The sequence below is a fragment of the Pseudomonas sp. BS-2016 genome (assembly GCF_001806145.1).
GTDB lineage: Bacteria > Pseudomonadota > Gammaproteobacteria > Pseudomonadales > Pseudomonadaceae > Aquipseudomonas > Aquipseudomonas lundensis.
In genome coordinates, this window is the sequence record NZ_MLCT01000013.1 from 532,433 (window position 1) to 548,181 (window position 15,749).

12 protein-coding genes are annotated in these 15,749 nt (G+C 61.0%); 2 read left to right on the forward strand and 10 right to left on the reverse strand.

The genetic code is table 11. The annotated features are described in order from the left end of the window. Positions 1–62: 62 nt before the first annotated feature. The 6 genes from BKD70_RS04525 to betI form a co-directional block, all read right to left on the reverse strand. Positions 63–1,400, reverse strand: a complete 1,338-nt coding sequence (locus BKD70_RS04525; RefSeq protein WP_047278184.1) for a TldD/PmbA family protein — start codon at positions 1,398–1,400, stop codon at positions 63–65. Continuing rightward, complete coding sequence (locus tag BKD70_RS04530) at positions 1,400–2,842, reverse strand: TldD/PmbA family protein (protein ID WP_047278182.1); 1,443 nt, start codon at positions 2,840–2,842, stop codon at positions 1,400–1,402. Before BKD70_RS04530 ends, BKD70_RS04525 begins: the two co-directional genes overlap by 1 nt. A gap of 85 nt (positions 2,843–2,927) precedes the next feature. Continuing rightward, on the reverse strand, positions 2,928–3,623 hold the full coding sequence (locus BKD70_RS04535) for an RraA family protein (protein WP_047278180.1): 696 nt from the start codon (positions 3,621–3,623) through the stop codon (positions 2,928–2,930). 183 nt (positions 3,624–3,806) lie between these two features. Continuing rightward, positions 3,807–5,510: a choline dehydrogenase gene (betA, locus tag BKD70_RS04540; RefSeq protein WP_047278178.1), complete on the reverse strand. Its 1,704-nt coding sequence runs from the start codon at positions 5,508–5,510 to the stop codon at positions 3,807–3,809. A 117-nt stretch (positions 5,511–5,627) separates the two neighbouring features. Then, a complete protein-coding gene (gene betB / locus BKD70_RS04545) occupies positions 5,628–7,100 on the reverse strand; it encodes a betaine-aldehyde dehydrogenase (RefSeq protein WP_047278176.1) in 1,473 nt (490 codons plus the stop codon). A gap of 109 nt (positions 7,101–7,209) precedes the next feature. Beyond that, on the reverse strand, positions 7,210–7,803 hold the full coding sequence (gene betI / locus BKD70_RS04550) for a transcriptional regulator BetI (RefSeq protein ID WP_047278174.1): 594 nt from the start codon (positions 7,801–7,803) through the stop codon (positions 7,210–7,212). A 479-nt stretch (positions 7,804–8,282) separates the two neighbouring features. Between betI and BKD70_RS04555 the strand changes: the two genes are divergently transcribed. Next, the gene (locus BKD70_RS04555) at positions 8,283–10,238 is read left to right on the forward strand and encodes a BCCT family transporter (protein ID WP_238591628.1); all 1,956 of its coding nucleotides are present in this window, start codon (positions 8,283–8,285) and stop codon (positions 10,236–10,238) included. Between the two features lie 168 nt (positions 10,239–10,406). On the opposite strand, the gene choV is transcribed toward BKD70_RS04555, so the two are convergent. The 3 genes from choV to BKD70_RS04570 form a co-directional block, all read right to left on the reverse strand. Continuing rightward, positions 10,407–11,585 (reverse strand): choline ABC transporter ATP-binding protein, encoded by a 1,179-nt coding sequence (choV, locus tag BKD70_RS04560; RefSeq protein WP_047278170.1) that lies wholly within the window; start codon positions 11,583–11,585, stop codon positions 10,407–10,409. Continuing rightward, a complete protein-coding gene (choW, locus tag BKD70_RS04565; protein WP_047279166.1) occupies positions 11,582–12,427 on the reverse strand; it encodes a choline ABC transporter permease subunit in 846 nt (281 codons plus the stop codon). Before choW ends, choV begins: the two co-directional genes overlap by 4 nt. Before the next feature lie 69 nt (positions 12,428–12,496). Then, positions 12,497–13,444: a choline ABC transporter substrate-binding protein gene (locus BKD70_RS04570; RefSeq protein WP_047278167.1), complete on the reverse strand. Its 948-nt coding sequence runs from the start codon at positions 13,442–13,444 to the stop codon at positions 12,497–12,499. Positions 13,445–13,793: 349 nt separating this feature from the next. On the opposite strand from BKD70_RS04570, the gene BKD70_RS04575 reads away from it, so the two are divergent. Next, positions 13,794–15,170: an L-serine ammonia-lyase gene (locus tag BKD70_RS04575; RefSeq protein WP_047278165.1), complete on the forward strand. Its 1,377-nt coding sequence runs from the start codon at positions 13,794–13,796 to the stop codon at positions 15,168–15,170. 62 nt (positions 15,171–15,232) lie between these two features. Here BKD70_RS04575 and BKD70_RS04580 read toward each other — a convergent pair whose 3' ends face one another. After that, positions 15,233–15,583 (reverse strand): DUF6124 family protein, encoded by a 351-nt coding sequence (locus BKD70_RS04580; protein WP_047279164.1) that lies wholly within the window; start codon positions 15,581–15,583, stop codon positions 15,233–15,235. Between the last annotated feature and the right edge of the window lie 166 nt (positions 15,584–15,749).

Below are 15,749 nucleotides of genomic sequence, written 5' to 3' on the forward strand. Positions count from 1 at the left end.
AGTCAGCGGTTTCGCCGCTGCCGCAGGCGGCATGGGGCCAGCGGCAGCGATGGCGCGCAAGGTTACAACGTCAACGTGAGTGTTTTGACCAGTGCGCCGGGCAACAGGTTCGATGCCGTCTGGCGTTGGTCGTACGTGCTGGCCGACACCAGCCATTCGCGCTCCACCGTCAGCGCTTCCAGTTGCGAACCCAGCAGACTATAGACGCTGTCATCAAAACGCATGGTGTTCACCGGGGCGATGATCTGGCCGTCTTCGACCCAGAATGTCGCGAAACGGGTCATGCCGGTCATGCGCGCGGCAGGCTGGTCCGAGTAGTTCAAGTACCACAGGTTGCTGATGTACAGCCCGGTGCCCAGTTGCGTGAGGATATCGGCCTGTTCCAGCGTGCCCGGCGCCATTGCCAGCGCACTCGGGGACTCGCCCGGCAGCGCGCCGTTGACCTGCAAGCCATACTCGGCCGCGCTGCGTGAGCCCACCAGTTGTTGATCGGCCATGCCGTGCCTGACCAGTGACAAGTCCTGGCGCGGATACCCTTCCCCGGAAAACGCCGGGCTCAGGGACTGGCTCACCTGTTCGTCCAGCGACACCAGCGGGCTGAGGCGGGCGTCACCGGCGTAGAGCTTTTGCAGCGGGCTGGCCTTGCTGGCCAACGCCTGGGCCGAAAACCCGCCCCAGCTCAGCATGCTCATGACTTCTTCCAGCGCCGCCGGGGCCAGGTAGGCACGGTATTGGCCGGGGGCCAACACGTGGGCCGGGCGGCCAAGAAACGCCAGTTGTTCGCGCGCCAGTTGCATGCGCCGGGCGAAGCGTTGGCTGTCCCATTGGGCGCCCGCGTAACTGGCTTTCACCGCCTGACCGTTGCTGTGGAACAGGCTCCAGTCGAAATTGAAGCTGTTGGCCTGATGCCAGCCAAACGCATCTTCGGAGCTGGCATAGCCATAGCTGATCGGCCCGCTGGCGTAAAAGCCCACCAGGTCGACGCCGTGCGACGCACTGCGGATTTCGTCCAGCACCTGTGCGGTGTCCGGCAAAGGCGAGTCTTGTACGTTGCGGCTCTGCCAGGACTCGGCGCTGAGCAGCAAATACGGGTCCACCGGCAGCAGCGGCAAGGTCTCGCGCAGTTGCTGTAACGCCAGGGCCAGACGCGATTGATCAACCTCGGCCTCACCGCTGAGGGTCACGCGGATATCGGCATGACGGCCTTCGTTAATCAACTTGAGGCTCAGGCTGGCCTGTTGCACGTTTCCGGCCTGTCGCACCTTGCCCTTGTTGAAACGGATGAACGTCGAAGTTTCGGCGTTGTAGTTCAGGGTGAACCGCTCAGGGCCGCGCAACGCTGCCCGTAACCCGTCGACCAGCCCTTCGAAATGCCTGGCTTCACGCATTGATTGATCCATCAGGCATCCCCTCCAAAGACATCGATATCACTGAATACACACGCTGGCGAAGCATGCCCGACGCGGATGACCTGATTGGGTTCGCCTTTGCCACAGTTGGGTGTGCCCAGCACTTTGAAGGTGCTGAGGTCGCCCACCGCGCTGAGGCTGCGCCAGAACTGTTCGGAAATGCCCCGGTAGTTGGGGTTTTTCACCACGCCCTTGAGTTCGCCGTTTTCGATCAACTGGCCCCATTCGCAGCCGAACTGGAATTTGTTGCGGGCATCGTCAATCGACCACGAGCGGTTGGTGGCCATGAGAATGCCGCGCTCAATGCCGCCAATCAGTTGGGGCAGGCTTTGGTCACCGGGCTCCACGTTGAGGTTGGCCATGCGGTCAGTCGGCGGTCGGTTCCAACTGCAAGCGCGGCTGTTGGCCACGCCCTCCAGCCCGGAGCGGAACTGCGACAGCGCACCGCCCAGCGGGCGCAGCAACAGCCCTTCGCGGATCAGGAATGCCTTGTGAGCCGGGGTGCCGTCGTCATCGTGGCTGTAGCTGGCGAGTTGCTCCGGCAGGGTGGGGTCGAAGGTCACGTTCAACAACGGCGAGCCGTATTGCAGCTGCCCGAAGTCGCTGGTTTTGACAAAGCTGGTGCCCGCGTAATTGCGCTCGTCACCCAGGATGCGGTCCAGTTCCAGCGGGTGGCCGATGGATTCGTGGATTTGCAGGATCATTTGGTCCGGCATCAGCAGCAGGTCACGTTTGCCTTGAGGCGCATTGGGTGCCAACAGCAGTTGCAGCGCTTGATCCGCCACGTTGGGCGCAGCGCCCACCAGCCCGCTGCGGTGGATGACATCGGCGCCGCCCTGCTGGCCAAAGTTCTCGCGGCCCAGGCTGCGGGTCTGGCTGTCGTGGCCGTCGAACGCCGTGACTGACATCCCCGGATAGACAAACCGCTGCGCCTGGCGCACCTCGGCCCCCGCACTGTTGAGGTAGATCTGCTCGACGTGGGTAAGCCCCAGGCTGACGTCCCAACTCACCAGTCGTTCGTCCTTCGGCACCGCAGCGGACTCGGCGCCCAGCAGTGCGTAGCAATCGCTCAGGGAAGGGAAGGGCTGATGGAGGTCGGGCGAGCAGTAATCGGCGCACTCGCTGGAAACCGGCTCCTGCGTCAAATCGAGCAGGGCGTGGCTGGCGATCAGGCGCGCCAGTTGCTCGGCGCGTTCGAGCGCTGCCTGCAAACCGGCGGGCGTCACGTCATGAGTGGCCGCATAGGCCTCGACCCCGTTGACCCGCGCCGTGAGCATCACGCCCTGGTCCTGACTGAAGTAAGGAGGTTCTGCGACATGCTTGCGCACCGACAGAAATTGCCCGGATTCGCGCACATACCGCAACGAATGGAACTCGGCCCGGGTGTGCAACGCGGCAAAGCATCGCTTGAGCTGAGGGTAGAAATCGAACATGCACAGAACTCCTGACTGAGAGCGAACCGGCCTTCACCCTGACCCTCTCGCGCAGGCGAGGGTCAGGACAACGCAGCGTAGCGTTTTAAACCGGGCAGCCCTTGGCGCGCAGGATGGCGTCGAAACGGTCCGGGTCCAGGGTGCCTTCTTCGATGGCTTTGAGCGTGGCTTGTTCACGCGCCAGCAGGTCATGGCAGCGGATCAGCAGTTCAGGCAGTTCGCTGCGCGACGCGGCAACCACACCGTCGCCATCGCCAATCATCAGGTCGCCAGGCATCACCAGCATCCCGGCACAAGAGATCGGCACGTTGATTTCGCCGCCGCCGTCGGTGCTCGGGCCACGGTGTACGCCGCCGATGGCGTAGGCGGGCAACTCGCCGGTTTGCCACTCGTCCAGGTCACGCAGGGCGCCGTTGATGACCACCCCGACGATGCCAGCCTTGAGTGCCATGGCGCGCATGATGCCGCCGAACACGGCGCGGGTCAGGTCAGCGCTGCCGTCGATCACCAGCACATCGCCGGGACGCGCCATTTGCATGGCCTTGAGGATCATCAGGTTGTCGCCGGGGCGCACGCGCACCGTCAACGCGCTGCCCAGCATCGGGCGGTTGCCGTGGAAAGACTTGAGGCCCAGGCCGCCGACATTGCGGCCCAGGCAGTCGCTCACAGCGGCGGCAGGGATTTTGCTGAACTCGGTCAGCCACTTCGGATCGAGAGGTTCTGCGTTTGGATTAATCAGGAAGCCGGTTGGCCATTTGCTCGAAGAAACAACATCAAACATAGAAAACCTCGTGGCCAGGCAGGTGCTGGCATGTCGGGTGGGGCGGGGGGGTGTGGCGCGAAACGAGGCATTAGAGTAGGCCTGCGTTGAGGCCGGGGCAAGCGGGGGAGGATGAAACACATGCGGGAAAAAACCTGCAAACGCTGGCACAGGTTGCGCCAGCGGTTGCAGGTTCAGGCTTGCTTACTGCGCCGTACGGCTCACATCACGCAGCGGCTTGCCACGCACTGGTGCGTCGCCTGCCACGTAGTAATCGGCGGTGCTGCGTGGCAACGGTGCGCGGCCACGGATCTTGTCGGCGATTTTCTCGGCGATCATGATCGTTGGCGCGTTCAGGTTGCCGGTGGTGATCAGCGGCATGATCGAGGCATCGACCACACGCAGACCTTGCATGCCATGCACGCGGCCTTCGCCGTCTACAACCGCCATCTCGTCGGTGCCCATCTTGCACGAGCACGACGGGTGGAACGCGGTCTCGGCGTGTTCGCGGATGAACGTGTCCAGCTCTTCGTCCGTCTGCTTGTCGATACCGGGGCTGATTTCGCGGCCACGGTACGCGTCCAGAGCCGGCTGCTGCATGATTTCACGGGTCAGGCGGATGCCGTCGCGGAACTCCTGCCAGTCCTGCTCGGTGGACATGTAGTTAAACAGGATGCTCGGGTACTCACGCGGGTCCTTGGACTTCACGTTGATCCGGCCACGGCTTGGCGAACGCATGGAACCCATGTGTGCCTGGAAACCGTGTTCTTTCACGCCATTGCTGCCGTTGTAGTTAATCGCGACCGGCAGGAAGTGGTACTGAATGTTCGGCCATTCGAAATGTTCACGGGTGCGGATAAAACCACCGGCTTCGAACTGGTTGCTCGCGCCAATGCCTTTGCCCATGAACAGCCACTCGGCACCGATCGCCGGCTGGTTCCACCACAACAGTGACGGGTACAGCGAAACCGGCTGCGTGCACGCGTATTGCAGGTACAGCTCAAGGTGGTCTTGCAGGTTGCGGCCAACGCCCGGCAGGTCATGCACCACGGGAATGTCGAGGCTGTTCAACAGCTCGGCGGGGCCCACACCGGAACGTTGCAACACGGTTGGGGAACCAATGGCGCCGCTGCACAGCAGGACTTCTTTGCGTGCCTTGGCTTCAATGCGCGTATCGCTGTCGCCCACCATGTACGCCACGCCCACTGCGCGCTTGCCTTCGAACAGGATTTTGTCGGTCAGGGCATGGGTGACGATTTTCAGCGTCGAACGCTGTTTGGCCGTGTCCAGGTAGCCGCGTGCGGTGCTGGCGCGACGGCCGTTCGGCGTCACGGTACGGTCCATCGGGCCGAAACCTTCCTGCTGGTAGCCGTTCAAGTCTTCGGTGCGCGGGTAGCCCGCTTGCACACCGGCTTCAACCATGGCGTGGAACAGCACGTTATTACCGGCTTTTGGCGTGGTCACGCTCACCGGGCCGTCGCCACCGTGGTAGTCGTTCGGGCCGATGTCACGGGTTTCTGCCTTGCGGAAATACGGCAGGCAATCCAGGTAGCTCCAGTCTTCCAGGCCCGGGTTTTTCGCCCAGCCGTCATAGTCCATCGCGTTGCCACGGATGTAGCACATGCCGTTGATCAGCGACGAGCCGCCCAGGCCCTTGCCACGGCCACATTCCATGCGGCGACCGTCCATGTGCGGCTCTGGATCGGTTTCGAACGCCCAGTTATAGCGACGGCCTTGCAGCGGGTACGCCAGTGCCGCAGGCATCTGGGTACGGAAGTCGAAACGGTAGTCCGGGCCGCCCGCTTCAAGCAGCAGCACGGTGACGCCCTGGTCTTCAGTCAGACGGGTCGCCAGGGTGTTACCGGCAGAGCCGGCACCAATAATGATGTAGTCGAATTCTTGGGACATAAAATGCACCCTCTTTGAAATAGATAAACCGAAGTCGCTGCCCAAGGCTGCGAAGGGTTGTGCGCCAACCCGTTTTTGCAGAGGCCGTACAGGCGTGCTCGCAGCCTTGTGCCAGGCTTAGAACACCGAAACGTAATCGCCCAGCTCGACCTGTACCGATTTGATCTGTGTGTACTGCGCCAGCGAGCTGATGCCGTTTTCGCGGCCAATGCCCGACTGCTTGTAGCCGCCTACTGGCATTTTTGCGTCGGACTCGCCCCAGGCGTTGATCCAGCAAATACCGGCTTGCAGCTGATGAATCACGCGGTGCGCGCGGTTCAGGTCCTTGGTCACCAGACCGGCGGCCAGACCGAACTCGGTGTCGTTGGCGCGACGGATGACTTCCTCTTCGGTGTCGTACGTCAGGATGCTCATCACCGGGCCGAAGATTTCTTCTTTAACGATGGTCATCTCGTCGGTGCAATCGGTGAACACGGTCGGGGCCACGTAGGCGCCTTTGCCCAGTGCGCCTTCGGTCAGACGTTCGCCGCCGCACAGCAGACGGGCGCCTTCTTCTTTACCCTTGGCGATGTAGCCCAGCACGCTTTCCATGTGAGCAAAGCTAACCAGCGGGCCGAAGTTGATGTTTTCGTCTTCCGGGTTACCGATGCGGATGCGCGCAACGCGCTCCAGGATTTTGGCTTCGAAGGCGGCTTTGAGCGACGTCGGTACGAACACGCGAGTGCCGTTGGTGCAGACCTGACCCGAGCTGTAGAAGTTGGCCATCATTGCGGTATCGGCAGCGCGGTCCAGATCGGCGTCGTCGAAAATGATCAGCGGCGACTTGCCGCCCAGTTCCATGGTCACTTCCTTCAAGGAAGAGCTGGTGGCGCTGGACGTTACTTTTTTGCCGGTGTCGGTGCCGCCGGTGAACGAGATCTTCTCGATGCGCGGGTGCTCGGTCAGCCAGGTGCCGACTTCACGGCCGCTGCCGGTCAGCACGTTGAACACACCGTTCGGCAGGCCGGCTTCGGTGAAGATTTCAGCCAGTTTCAGGGTGGTCAGCGACGTCACTTCGCTTGGCTTGAAAATCATCGCGTTGCCCGCGGCCAATGCCGGAGCCGATTTCCACAGGGCGATCTGGATCGGGTAGTTCCACGCGCCGATACCGGCCACAACGCCCAGCGGCTCGCGACGGGTGTAGACAAACGAGGTGTCACGCAGCGGGATTTGCTCGCCTTCAATGGCCGGGGCCAGGCCCGCGTAGTATTCCAGTACGTCGGCGCCGGTCACGATGTCGACGTAACGGGTTTCGGAGTACGACTTACCGGTGTCCAGGGTTTCCAGTGCGGCCAGTTCATCGTTGCGCTCGCGCAGGATGTCCACGGCACGGCGCAGGATGCGCGAACGCTCCATGGAGGTCATGGCGGCCCAGATCTTCTGGCCTTTTTCAGCGCTGACAACGGCGCGTTCGACGTCTTCTTTGGTCGCACGCTGCACTTGGGCGAGGACTTCGCCGTTGGCCGGGTTGATGGCATCGAAGGTTGCATCGCTGCTGGCGTCGGTGTAGCCGCCGTCGATGTAAAGTTTTTGCAGTTCGAAACGGGCCATAAAATCCTCGCAAGTGCATAAGTGGTTGGCGTTGATCGTGTCACTGGATGCCATCTGACTGGGGCAACTCAGATTCACGACAGTTCAGGGGTTAAGCAGTCATTGAGGCCTAACTCACCTGTTTCGCCAGTTGTAGATCCATGTATTCGTAGCAGATGCGTTGCGCCTGCTCGGTGTCGAAAGCGTCTCCCGACAGGGCACCCCGCAACCAAAGACCATCGATGAGAGCCGCCAGTCCGCGGGCTGCCGAGCGGGCTTCCGCCAACGGCAATACACGACGGAACTGGCAGCACAGATTGGAATACAGGCGGTGATCGTTGATCCGCTGCAATCTGTGCAACGACGGCTGATGCATGCTGGCGGCCCAAAAGGCCAGCCAGGTTTTCATTGCCGGGCCACTGACCTGGCTGGCGTCGAAGTTGCCTTCAACGATGACCTGCAAGTGCGCCCTGGGGCTGTCGTCACCCAACGCTTGGCGGCGCTCGGTGACGTTGTCGATCAAGACGTTCATCAAGTACCGCATGGTGGCGGCAATCAGACCGTTCTTGTCTCGAAAGTAGTGGCTGATGATGCCGTTCGACACGCCGGCCAAACGGGCAATCAGCGCAATGCTGGCATCCGCCATACCAACCTGATCGACGGCCTGTAACGTGGCTTCAATCAACTGCTGACGGCGTATGGGTTGCATACCGACCTTGGGCATTTTTGCTCATCTCCTTGGGCCGGCGGACAGTGCAGGGAAGCTCACTGAACGGCGGCCAGTCTATTTTGTTTTGATTGAACGTTCAATCAACAAAGAATACTATCTGCGACAATTCGTCGCGATTGATGCCGGTTTCCTACGCATGAATGGCGCAATTCGGCACGGCAAACATCACCAAACCCCCTGATTTTGCAGGAGCACACCGGCTCGCGAAGGTCATGACCGATAGACGCGCCAGAGGCACAGGCGCGGCGCTCTTGGGATTTTCGCCAGCCTGCGTGCTGCGACAAAGGTTGTGTTCACAGGGGCCGTTTTTTTTGCGGTGTCTTTATATCACCCGACCGTTGGTCGCTATCTAAGCGAATAGTCGGGTGGTGCGTTGCTGATCGTTCTTCTCTCGCACTGCCTGGAGCATCCGTGCAATGAGTTCTGCCTCTCTTATAAAGACCCCACCGCAAAAGGTGACGGTCAACGGTTGGGTGTTTTACACCTCCACTGCCTTGATACTGTTGTTGACTGCCATCCTGATCGCCGCTCCCGAAGAAGCCGGCCGCGTGTTGGGCGTTGCCCAAGAGTGGCTGTCGCGGACCTTTGGTTGGTACTACATGGTGGTGATCGCCGCTTACCTGATTTTTGTGGTCGGGTTGGCGTTCTCCTCGTACGGCAAACTGAAACTGGGGACCAAGCAAGACACCCCGGATTTCAGCTACGGCGCCTGGGCCGGGATGCTGTTCTCCTCGGGCATCGGCATCTCCTTGCTGTACTTCGGCGCCTCCGAGCCGCTGGACCACTACTTCAACCCGCCTGAAGGCGTGTCGGGCAGCCATGAAGCGGCGCGTCAGGCGCTGCAACTGACCTTCCTGCACTGGGGCCTGCACGGCTGGGCGATCTACGCGTTGGTCGGGTTGGCCGTGGCGTACTTTGCGTACCGTCACAACCAGCCGCTGGCCTTGCGTTCGGCGCTGTACCCGTTGATGGGCGAGCGTTGGGTCAAAGGCGCTGCGGGCCACGCGGTGGACGGCTTCGGCATGTTCGTCACCTTGCTCGGCCTGGTGACCAACCTGGGCATTGGTGCAATGCAAGTGTCCTCCGGGCTGGAAAACCTGTTCGGCATGGAACACAGCAACACCAACCTGCTGATCGTCATCATCGTGATGAGCACCGTGGCCACCATCGCGGCGGTCTCCGGTGTTGAAAACGGCATTCGTCGCCTGTCCAATCTGAACATCGTGCTGTTCAGTGGCTTGCTGATTTTTGTGTTGTTGTTCGGCCCGACCCTGCACCTGCTCAACGGCTTTGTGCAGAACACCGGTGACTACCTCAACGGGTTGATCATGAAAACCTTCGACCTGTACGTGTATGCAGGCGACACCGGCAAAACCGAAGGCTGGCTGGGCCTGTGGACCCTGTTCTACTGGGCCTGGTGGATTTCCTGGGCCCCGTTTGTCGGCATGTTCATCGCGCGTATTTCCCGTGGCCGCACCGTGCGTGAGCTGGTGGCGGGCGTGCTGCTGATCCCGCTGGGCTTCACCCTGGCATGGCTGTCGATCTTCGGTAACTCGGCGCTGGATCTGGTGGTCAACCAGGGCGCAGTGGAACTGGGCAAAACCGCGCTGGAACAGCCCTCGATGGCGATTTACCAACTGCTTGAGCATTACCCGGCGTCGAAAATCGTGATCGGCGTGTCGATCTTTGTTGGCTTTGTGTTGTTCCTGACACCCGCCGACTCGGGCGCCGTGATGATGGCCAACCTGTCCTGCAAAGGCGGCGACGTCGACGAAGACGCCCCGCACTGGCTGCGAATCTTCTGGTCGGTGGTGATTACGCTGGTGACCATCGGTCTGTTGTTCGCCGGTAACTTTGCGGCAATGCAAACCATGGTGGTGTTGGCGGGCCTGCCGTTCTCGGTGGTGCTGATCCTGTTCATGTTCGGCCTGCACAAAGCGATGCGTCAGGACGCCCAAATGGAACTGGAACAGGCCGAACTGGCGGCGCGTGGACGTCGTGGTTTCTTCAGCGAGCGCTTGACCGCCCAAGAGCTGCAACCGACCCAAGCGGTGGTTCAGCGCTTCATGGACAAACATGTGACGCCCGCGCTGGAAGAAGCGGCCGTGCATTTGCGCAGTCAGGGCCTGGACGTACAAACCCTGCTGGGCAAAGCCAAGCGTTGCATGGGCGTGCGGGTTGAAATGGACGAGGGCAACCCGTTCGTTTACGAAGTCAGCCTGGACGGCTACCTGGCGGCCCCAAGCGAGTCGGAGCAAAACGCGACGAGCAGCGAAGAAGTGCGCAGCCGTTACTACCGTGCCGAAGTGTATTTGCACAACGGCAGCCAGGAGTACGACTTGATGGGCTTCACGGATGACCAGATCACCCGTGACGTGCTCGACCAGTTCGAAAGCCATCGCCAACTCCTTGGCCGGGTGTATAGCTGAGTGGAGCGGGGTGCAAGGCAGGGTCGGCCGTGTTGGCCCTCACCCCAACCCTCTCCCGCAGGGAGAGGGGGCTGATTGAGGCGTTAGCGAGAGCCCGTTCATTCAGTTAAATCGTCTGGCCACCCCAACCCTTTCTCTGTGGGAGAGGGCTGGGGCGAAGGCCGGCGTCTAACCTAAATTCTTGCCTAACAACGCGTGATACAGCTCCGTATCCCCCAAAATCCCCACCACTTGCTGATTGTCATGCAGCACCAGTTTGTTGCCCGTCTGGTAACGAATCTGCAACGCATCACGCATGCCAATGTTGCTGTCCACCAGCGTCGGGCCGCGGCCCAGTCCTTCCACGGCCTGCCCGTGCTGCCACTGCTGCAAATTCAGTGACGTCGCCCCCTGGCGTACACCCTTGATGGTGTTGCCCTGCGCCAGGTCAATCCAGGAATCATCCCCCGGATCAATGCACACCGAACCATTGACCCGTTTGCAGTTGTCCAGCGAACGCATCAGGCTGCGCCCGCACAACACGTTCAGCGGGTTGGTGTGGGCGACGAAGGTGCGCACGTAATCATCCGCCGGGTTGAGGACGATCTCTTCCGGTTTGCTGTACTGGATGATGCGCCCGTCTTTCATGATCGCGATGCGGCTGCCCAGCTTCAGCGCTTCATCCAGGTCATGGCTGACAAACACAATGGTCTTGCTCAGCTTGCGTTGCAGCTCCAGCAGTTCGTCCTGCAACCCCTGGCGGATCAACGGGTCGAGCGCTGAAAACGGCTCATCCATCAGCAAAATGTCGGCGTCCATCGCCAAGGCGCGCGCCAGCCCGACCCGCTGCTGCATGCCGCCACTCAGCTCATCCGGTTTTTTATTGCGCCATTGGGTCAGGCCAACCAGCTCCAGTTTTTCATCCACCAGCGTGCGCCGCTCTTTCTCCGGGCGACCCTGCATCTCAAGCCCAAAACTGATGTTCTCGCGCACGGTCAGCCACGGCATCAACGCGAACTTCTGAAACACCATGGCAATCCGTTGAGTGCGCATCATCTTCAGCTCGGCCGGGCTGCACGAGGCGATGTCGATTTGCTTGCCTTCATGCTCCACGTACAAATGGCCACGGCTGACGGTGTTCAGGCCATTGATACAGCGCAGCAAGCTGGATTTGCCCGAGCCGGACAAGCCCATCAATACGCAAATTTCACCCTTGTCGATGTCCAGGCTGGCCTTTTCGACGCCCACAATCTGACCGGTTTTTTTCAGGATCTGGTCACGGGTCATCCCCTGATCCAGCAAACCCAGCGCCTCACGCGGGTCTTTGGCGAAAATCACGTCTACGTTATCGAAGCGAATAATGCTCATGCGTCGGCTCCTTTCTTGGCGTCCGGCTGCTTGCAGATCCGGTCGAGCATGATGGCCAACAACACAATCGCCAGCCCGGCTTCAAAGCCCAGCGCGATGTCAGCGGTGTTGAGCGCGTTGACCACCGGCTTGCCCAGGCCGTCAGCCCCCACCAGCGCGGCGATGACCACCATCGACAACGACAACATGATGCATTGCGTAATGCCCGCCGCGATGCTCGGCATGGCATGGGGCAGTTCGATGCGGGTCAGCAGTTGGCGTCGCGAGCAGCCAAACGCCTTGCCCGCATCGAGCAGTTCGTGTGGCACGTCGCGAATGCCCAGATAGGTCAGGCGGATCGGCGCCGCAATGGCGAACACAACGGTTGAAATCAACCCCGGCACTACCCCGAGCCCAAACAGGGTCAAGGTGGGGATCAAGTAAACGAACGTAGGAACGGTCTGCATCAGATCCAGTACCGGTCGCATAAAAGTGTAGAACATGGGTTTGTGCGCCGCGAGAATCCCCAGCGGCACCCCGATAATCACGCACACGAACGTGGCAAACAGCACCTGCGCCAGGGTCTCCATGGTCTCCTGCCAATAGCCCAGGTTCAGGATCAGCAGAAACGACAGCGCCACAAACACCGTCAGCGCCCATTTGCGCTGGATGACATGCGCCAGCAGGGCGATTAGCCCGATAAAGACAAAAGGGTTGAACCAGGTCAGCGCAAACGTCACGCCGTGGATCATCGTTTCCAGCGACGTCGCGATGGCATCGAACGTGCTGGCGCCGTGTTGCGTCAACCAGTCGACAAAGCCCGCAATGTACTGGCCTAAAGGGATTTTTTGATCGATCAGCATGGTAGTGAACGTCCGCATGCAGGGGGAATGGAAACGGCGCCCGGCAAACCCGTTGCCCGGCGCCCGCAATTACTGCGCAAGGCTGGCTTTCACGGCCTCCAGACCCGGTTTGCCATCCAGCGTTGTCACGCCCGCCAACCACGTGTCGAGCACCTGCGGGTTCTGTTTGAGCCACGCCTTGGCGGCCACGTTTGGCTTGATCTTTTTATCCAGCACCTCGCCCATCAAGGTGCTTTCCATGTCCAGGCTGAACACCAGGTTTTTCAGCAACTGACCCACGTTGCTGCACTCCTCGGAATAGCCCTTGCGGGTATTGGTGTAGATGGTGGCCTGCCCATAATTGGGTCCAAAGAAATCGTCACCGCCGGTGAGGTATTTCATTTTGAAACGGGTGTTCATCGGGTGCGGTTCCCAGCCCAGAAACACCACGTCAGTGCCACGGCGCTGCGCGCGGTCGACCTGCGACAGCATCCCCGCCTCGCTGGATTCCACCACTTTGAACCCGGCGTCTTTCAAGCCGAACGCGTTCTTGTCGATCATGGTCTGGATCATGCGATTGCCGTCATTGCCGGGCTCGATGCCATAGATCTTCGCGCCCAGTTCCTGCTTGAACTTCGGCAAGTCGGCAAAGTCCTTCAAGCCCTTGTTGTAGAGCGCTTCAGGGACGGCAAGCGTGTACTTGGCGTTCTCCAGGTTGGCGCGCACGGTCTCCACCGTCCCGGCGTCGCGATACGGCTTGATGTCGTTCTCCATGGTCGGCATCCAGTTGCCCAAAAACACGTCCATGTTCTTGCCGTCCGCCAGCGACTTGTAGGTGACCGGCACCGAAATCATGGTGGTTTTAGTCGTGTAACCGAGTGCGTCCAACAACGTGCTGGCGACGGCGGTGGTGACGGTGATGTCTGTCCAGCCGACATCCGAGAAGTTCACCGTGGCGCATTGCGCAGGTTCGGCGGCGTGGGTGATGACCGGCAGACTCAACAGTGCAGCCAACAACACTGATCGGGTGTGGTTCATGGTTCGACTCCTGGCGTTCGTGGGGCGGTTTCGAGCGTGAAACCGTACGTATCAGTTGCGGTTGGGCAATGCCGGGCTGACCGGGCATCGTGCAATCGAGTCAAGAACGATCATGTAACAGTCAAATTCAAACGCCTACAGGGAGCGTCGCATCCAGTACAGGGAGGGTCGTATCTGATGCCTGCGAGGTCGTATCTGGAAATTTATCGCCTGAAAACCGCGTGTTTAGCGTCGCGCCCGCGTTTAAAACGGCGAAGGCGCTGGCGGGCAACCGTGGGTCGCAGGTGGACGTTTTGCGCGGCGCAAGAGGGCTGATGATGGGCGCACTCATCCCCCGAGGTTTGTGCACATGGCTATCAGCGTGTTTGACCTGTTCAAGATTGGCATTGGCCCCTCCAGCTCCCACACCGTAGGGCCGATGCGGGCGGCGGCGTTGTTCGTGCAAGGGTTGCGCGAGCGCGATCAACTGCAACAGGTGCAACGCGTCGAAGTGCAGTTGTACGGCTCGTTGGCCGCCACCGGCGTGGGCCATGGCAGCGACAATGCCGTCATCATGGGGCTGATGGGCGAATGGCCGGACACCATAGACCCGGCCTGCATCGCCCCGCGCATCGCGCACGTGCGCGATTGCAACACCCTGTTGCTCAATGGCGACCTGCCCATTGCCTTTGAATGGACGCGGGACATGCGCTTGATCGAGCAGAACCTGCCGTTTCACCCCAACGCCTTGACCCTGATCGCGTCTACCCACCACGGCGAACTGCACCGCGACACCTATTACTCGGTGGGCGGCGGCTTTGTGGTGGACGCAGCGCAAGCCGCCAGCGGCCTGGCCGATGCCGACCGCAGCCAATTGCCCTATGACTTTGACAGCGCCGTGGCGTTGCTTGAGCTGTGCCGCACGCACCACCTGAGCGTGGCCGCCCTAATGATGGCCAACGAACGCACATGGCGCAGCGAAGACGACATCCGCTGCGGGCTCATGACCCTCTGGCGCGCCATGCAAGACTGTGTCGAACAGGGCCTCACCCACGAAGGCATCCTGCCCGGCGGGTTAAACGTGCGCCGCCGCGCCGCGCGGTTGCACCGCAGCCTGCTGGAGCTGGGCAAACCTAATGTCATCGGCTCAACCCTCAGCGCGATGGAATGGGTCAACCTGTTTGCACTGGCGGTCAACGAAGAAAACGCCGCAGGCGGGCGCATGGTCACGGCACCCACCAACGGCGCGGCGGGCATCATCCCCGCAGTGCTGCACTACTTCATGAAATTCAGCGAGGACGTCAGCGAAGCCCACGTGGTCGACTATTTATTAAGCGCGGCGGCCATCGGCATTTTGTGCAAAAAGAACGCCTCGATCTCCGGCGCCGAAGTGGGCTGCCAGGGGGAGGTCGGTTCGGCCTGCGCCATGGCAGCGGCGGGGCTGGCGCAGATCCTCGGCGCGACGCCCGAGCAACTGTGCAATGCCGCAGAAATTGGCCTGGAACACAACCTGGGCCTGACCTGCGACCCGGTGGGCGGGTTGGTGCAAGTGCCGTGCATCGAGCGCAATGCCATCGCGGCGGTGAAAGCCATCAATGCGGCGCAAATGGCCTTGCGCGGGGATGGCCAGCACTTTATTTCACTGGACCGGGTGATCCGCACGATGCGCGACACCGGCGCCGACATGCACGACAAATACAAAGAAACCTCACGCGGCGGGCTGGCGGTGAGTGCCGTGGAGTGCTGAATGCCCCGGCGGCGGGGCCAAGGACGGTTTGACGCGCCTGTCGCCAAGCAGGCGCGTGCGGCTTAGTGCGTCACCAGACAATCCAGCGATTTATCGACATACGCTCTGGCCAGCTCCGCCAGGTGCACAATCGACAGCACCACATCGCGCTGCGCCCCGTGCAAACCATTCCCCGCCTCGTTCGCCGTTGCCCCCATGCAGCGCAACAAGTCTGACGCTTGGGCCAAAGCCGCTTCTAAATTGACGCTGTTGGGGATGGCATACGTGCAACTGCCCGCAATACGAACAGGCCGATGGTCGGTGAGGTAGTAGTCGAGCGCGCGATTGGCGGCCGCACGGTCCAGTGACTCGGGCGTGCACCCAGCCGCATCCGGCAGGGTGAAAGCGGGCGGATCGGGAACAATTTTTTTCATGAACAACTCCAAACTCATTAAGGGAGCTGCCGTCCGTCGCTACTAAACGAATGGGTGGCAGCCGTACGCAGGTTAGTAGACCGGTGAGTTCGGAAACCGGCGCGCCCGAAGGCGCCCTGCGCACGGCCACCATAAAGCGGAGGCCGAAAAAAGCGCCTCATTCAGG

Excerpts from the sequence above, each read along its gene's own strand:
- BKD70_RS04575 (WP_047278165.1), top strand. The coding sequence starts at position 13,794 with ATGGCTATCAGCGTGTTTGACCTGTTCAAGATTGGCATTGGCCCCTCC.
- betI (WP_047278174.1), bottom strand. The coding sequence starts at position 7,803 with ATGCCCAAGGTCGGTATGCAACCCATACGCCGTCAGCAGTTGATTGAA.
- betB (WP_047278176.1), bottom strand. The coding sequence starts at position 7,100 with ATGGCCCGTTTCGAACTGCAAAAACTTTACATCGACGGCGGCTACACC.
- BKD70_RS04580 (WP_047279164.1), bottom strand. The coding sequence starts at position 15,583 with ATGAAAAAAATTGTTCCCGATCCGCCCGCTTTCACCCTGCCGGATGCG.
- betA (WP_047278178.1), bottom strand. The coding sequence starts at position 5,510 with ATGTCCCAAGAATTCGACTACATCATTATTGGTGCCGGCTCTGCCGGT.
- choW (WP_047279166.1), bottom strand. The coding sequence starts at position 12,427 with ATGCTGATCGATCAAAAAATCCCTTTAGGCCAGTACATTGCGGGCTTT.
- choV (WP_047278170.1), bottom strand. The coding sequence starts at position 11,585 with ATGAGCATTATTCGCTTCGATAACGTAGACGTGATTTTCGCCAAAGAC.
- BKD70_RS04530 (WP_047278182.1), bottom strand. The coding sequence starts at position 2,842 with ATGTTCGATTTCTACCCTCAGCTCAAGCGATGCTTTGCCGCGTTGCAC.
- BKD70_RS04570 (WP_047278167.1), bottom strand. The coding sequence starts at position 13,444 with ATGAACCACACCCGATCAGTGTTGTTGGCTGCACTGTTGAGTCTGCCG.
- BKD70_RS04525 (WP_047278184.1), bottom strand. The coding sequence starts at position 1,400 with ATGGATCAATCAATGCGTGAAGCCAGGCATTTCGAAGGGCTGGTCGAC.
- BKD70_RS04535 (WP_047278180.1), bottom strand. The coding sequence starts at position 3,623 with ATGTTTGATGTTGTTTCTTCGAGCAAATGGCCAACCGGCTTCCTGATT.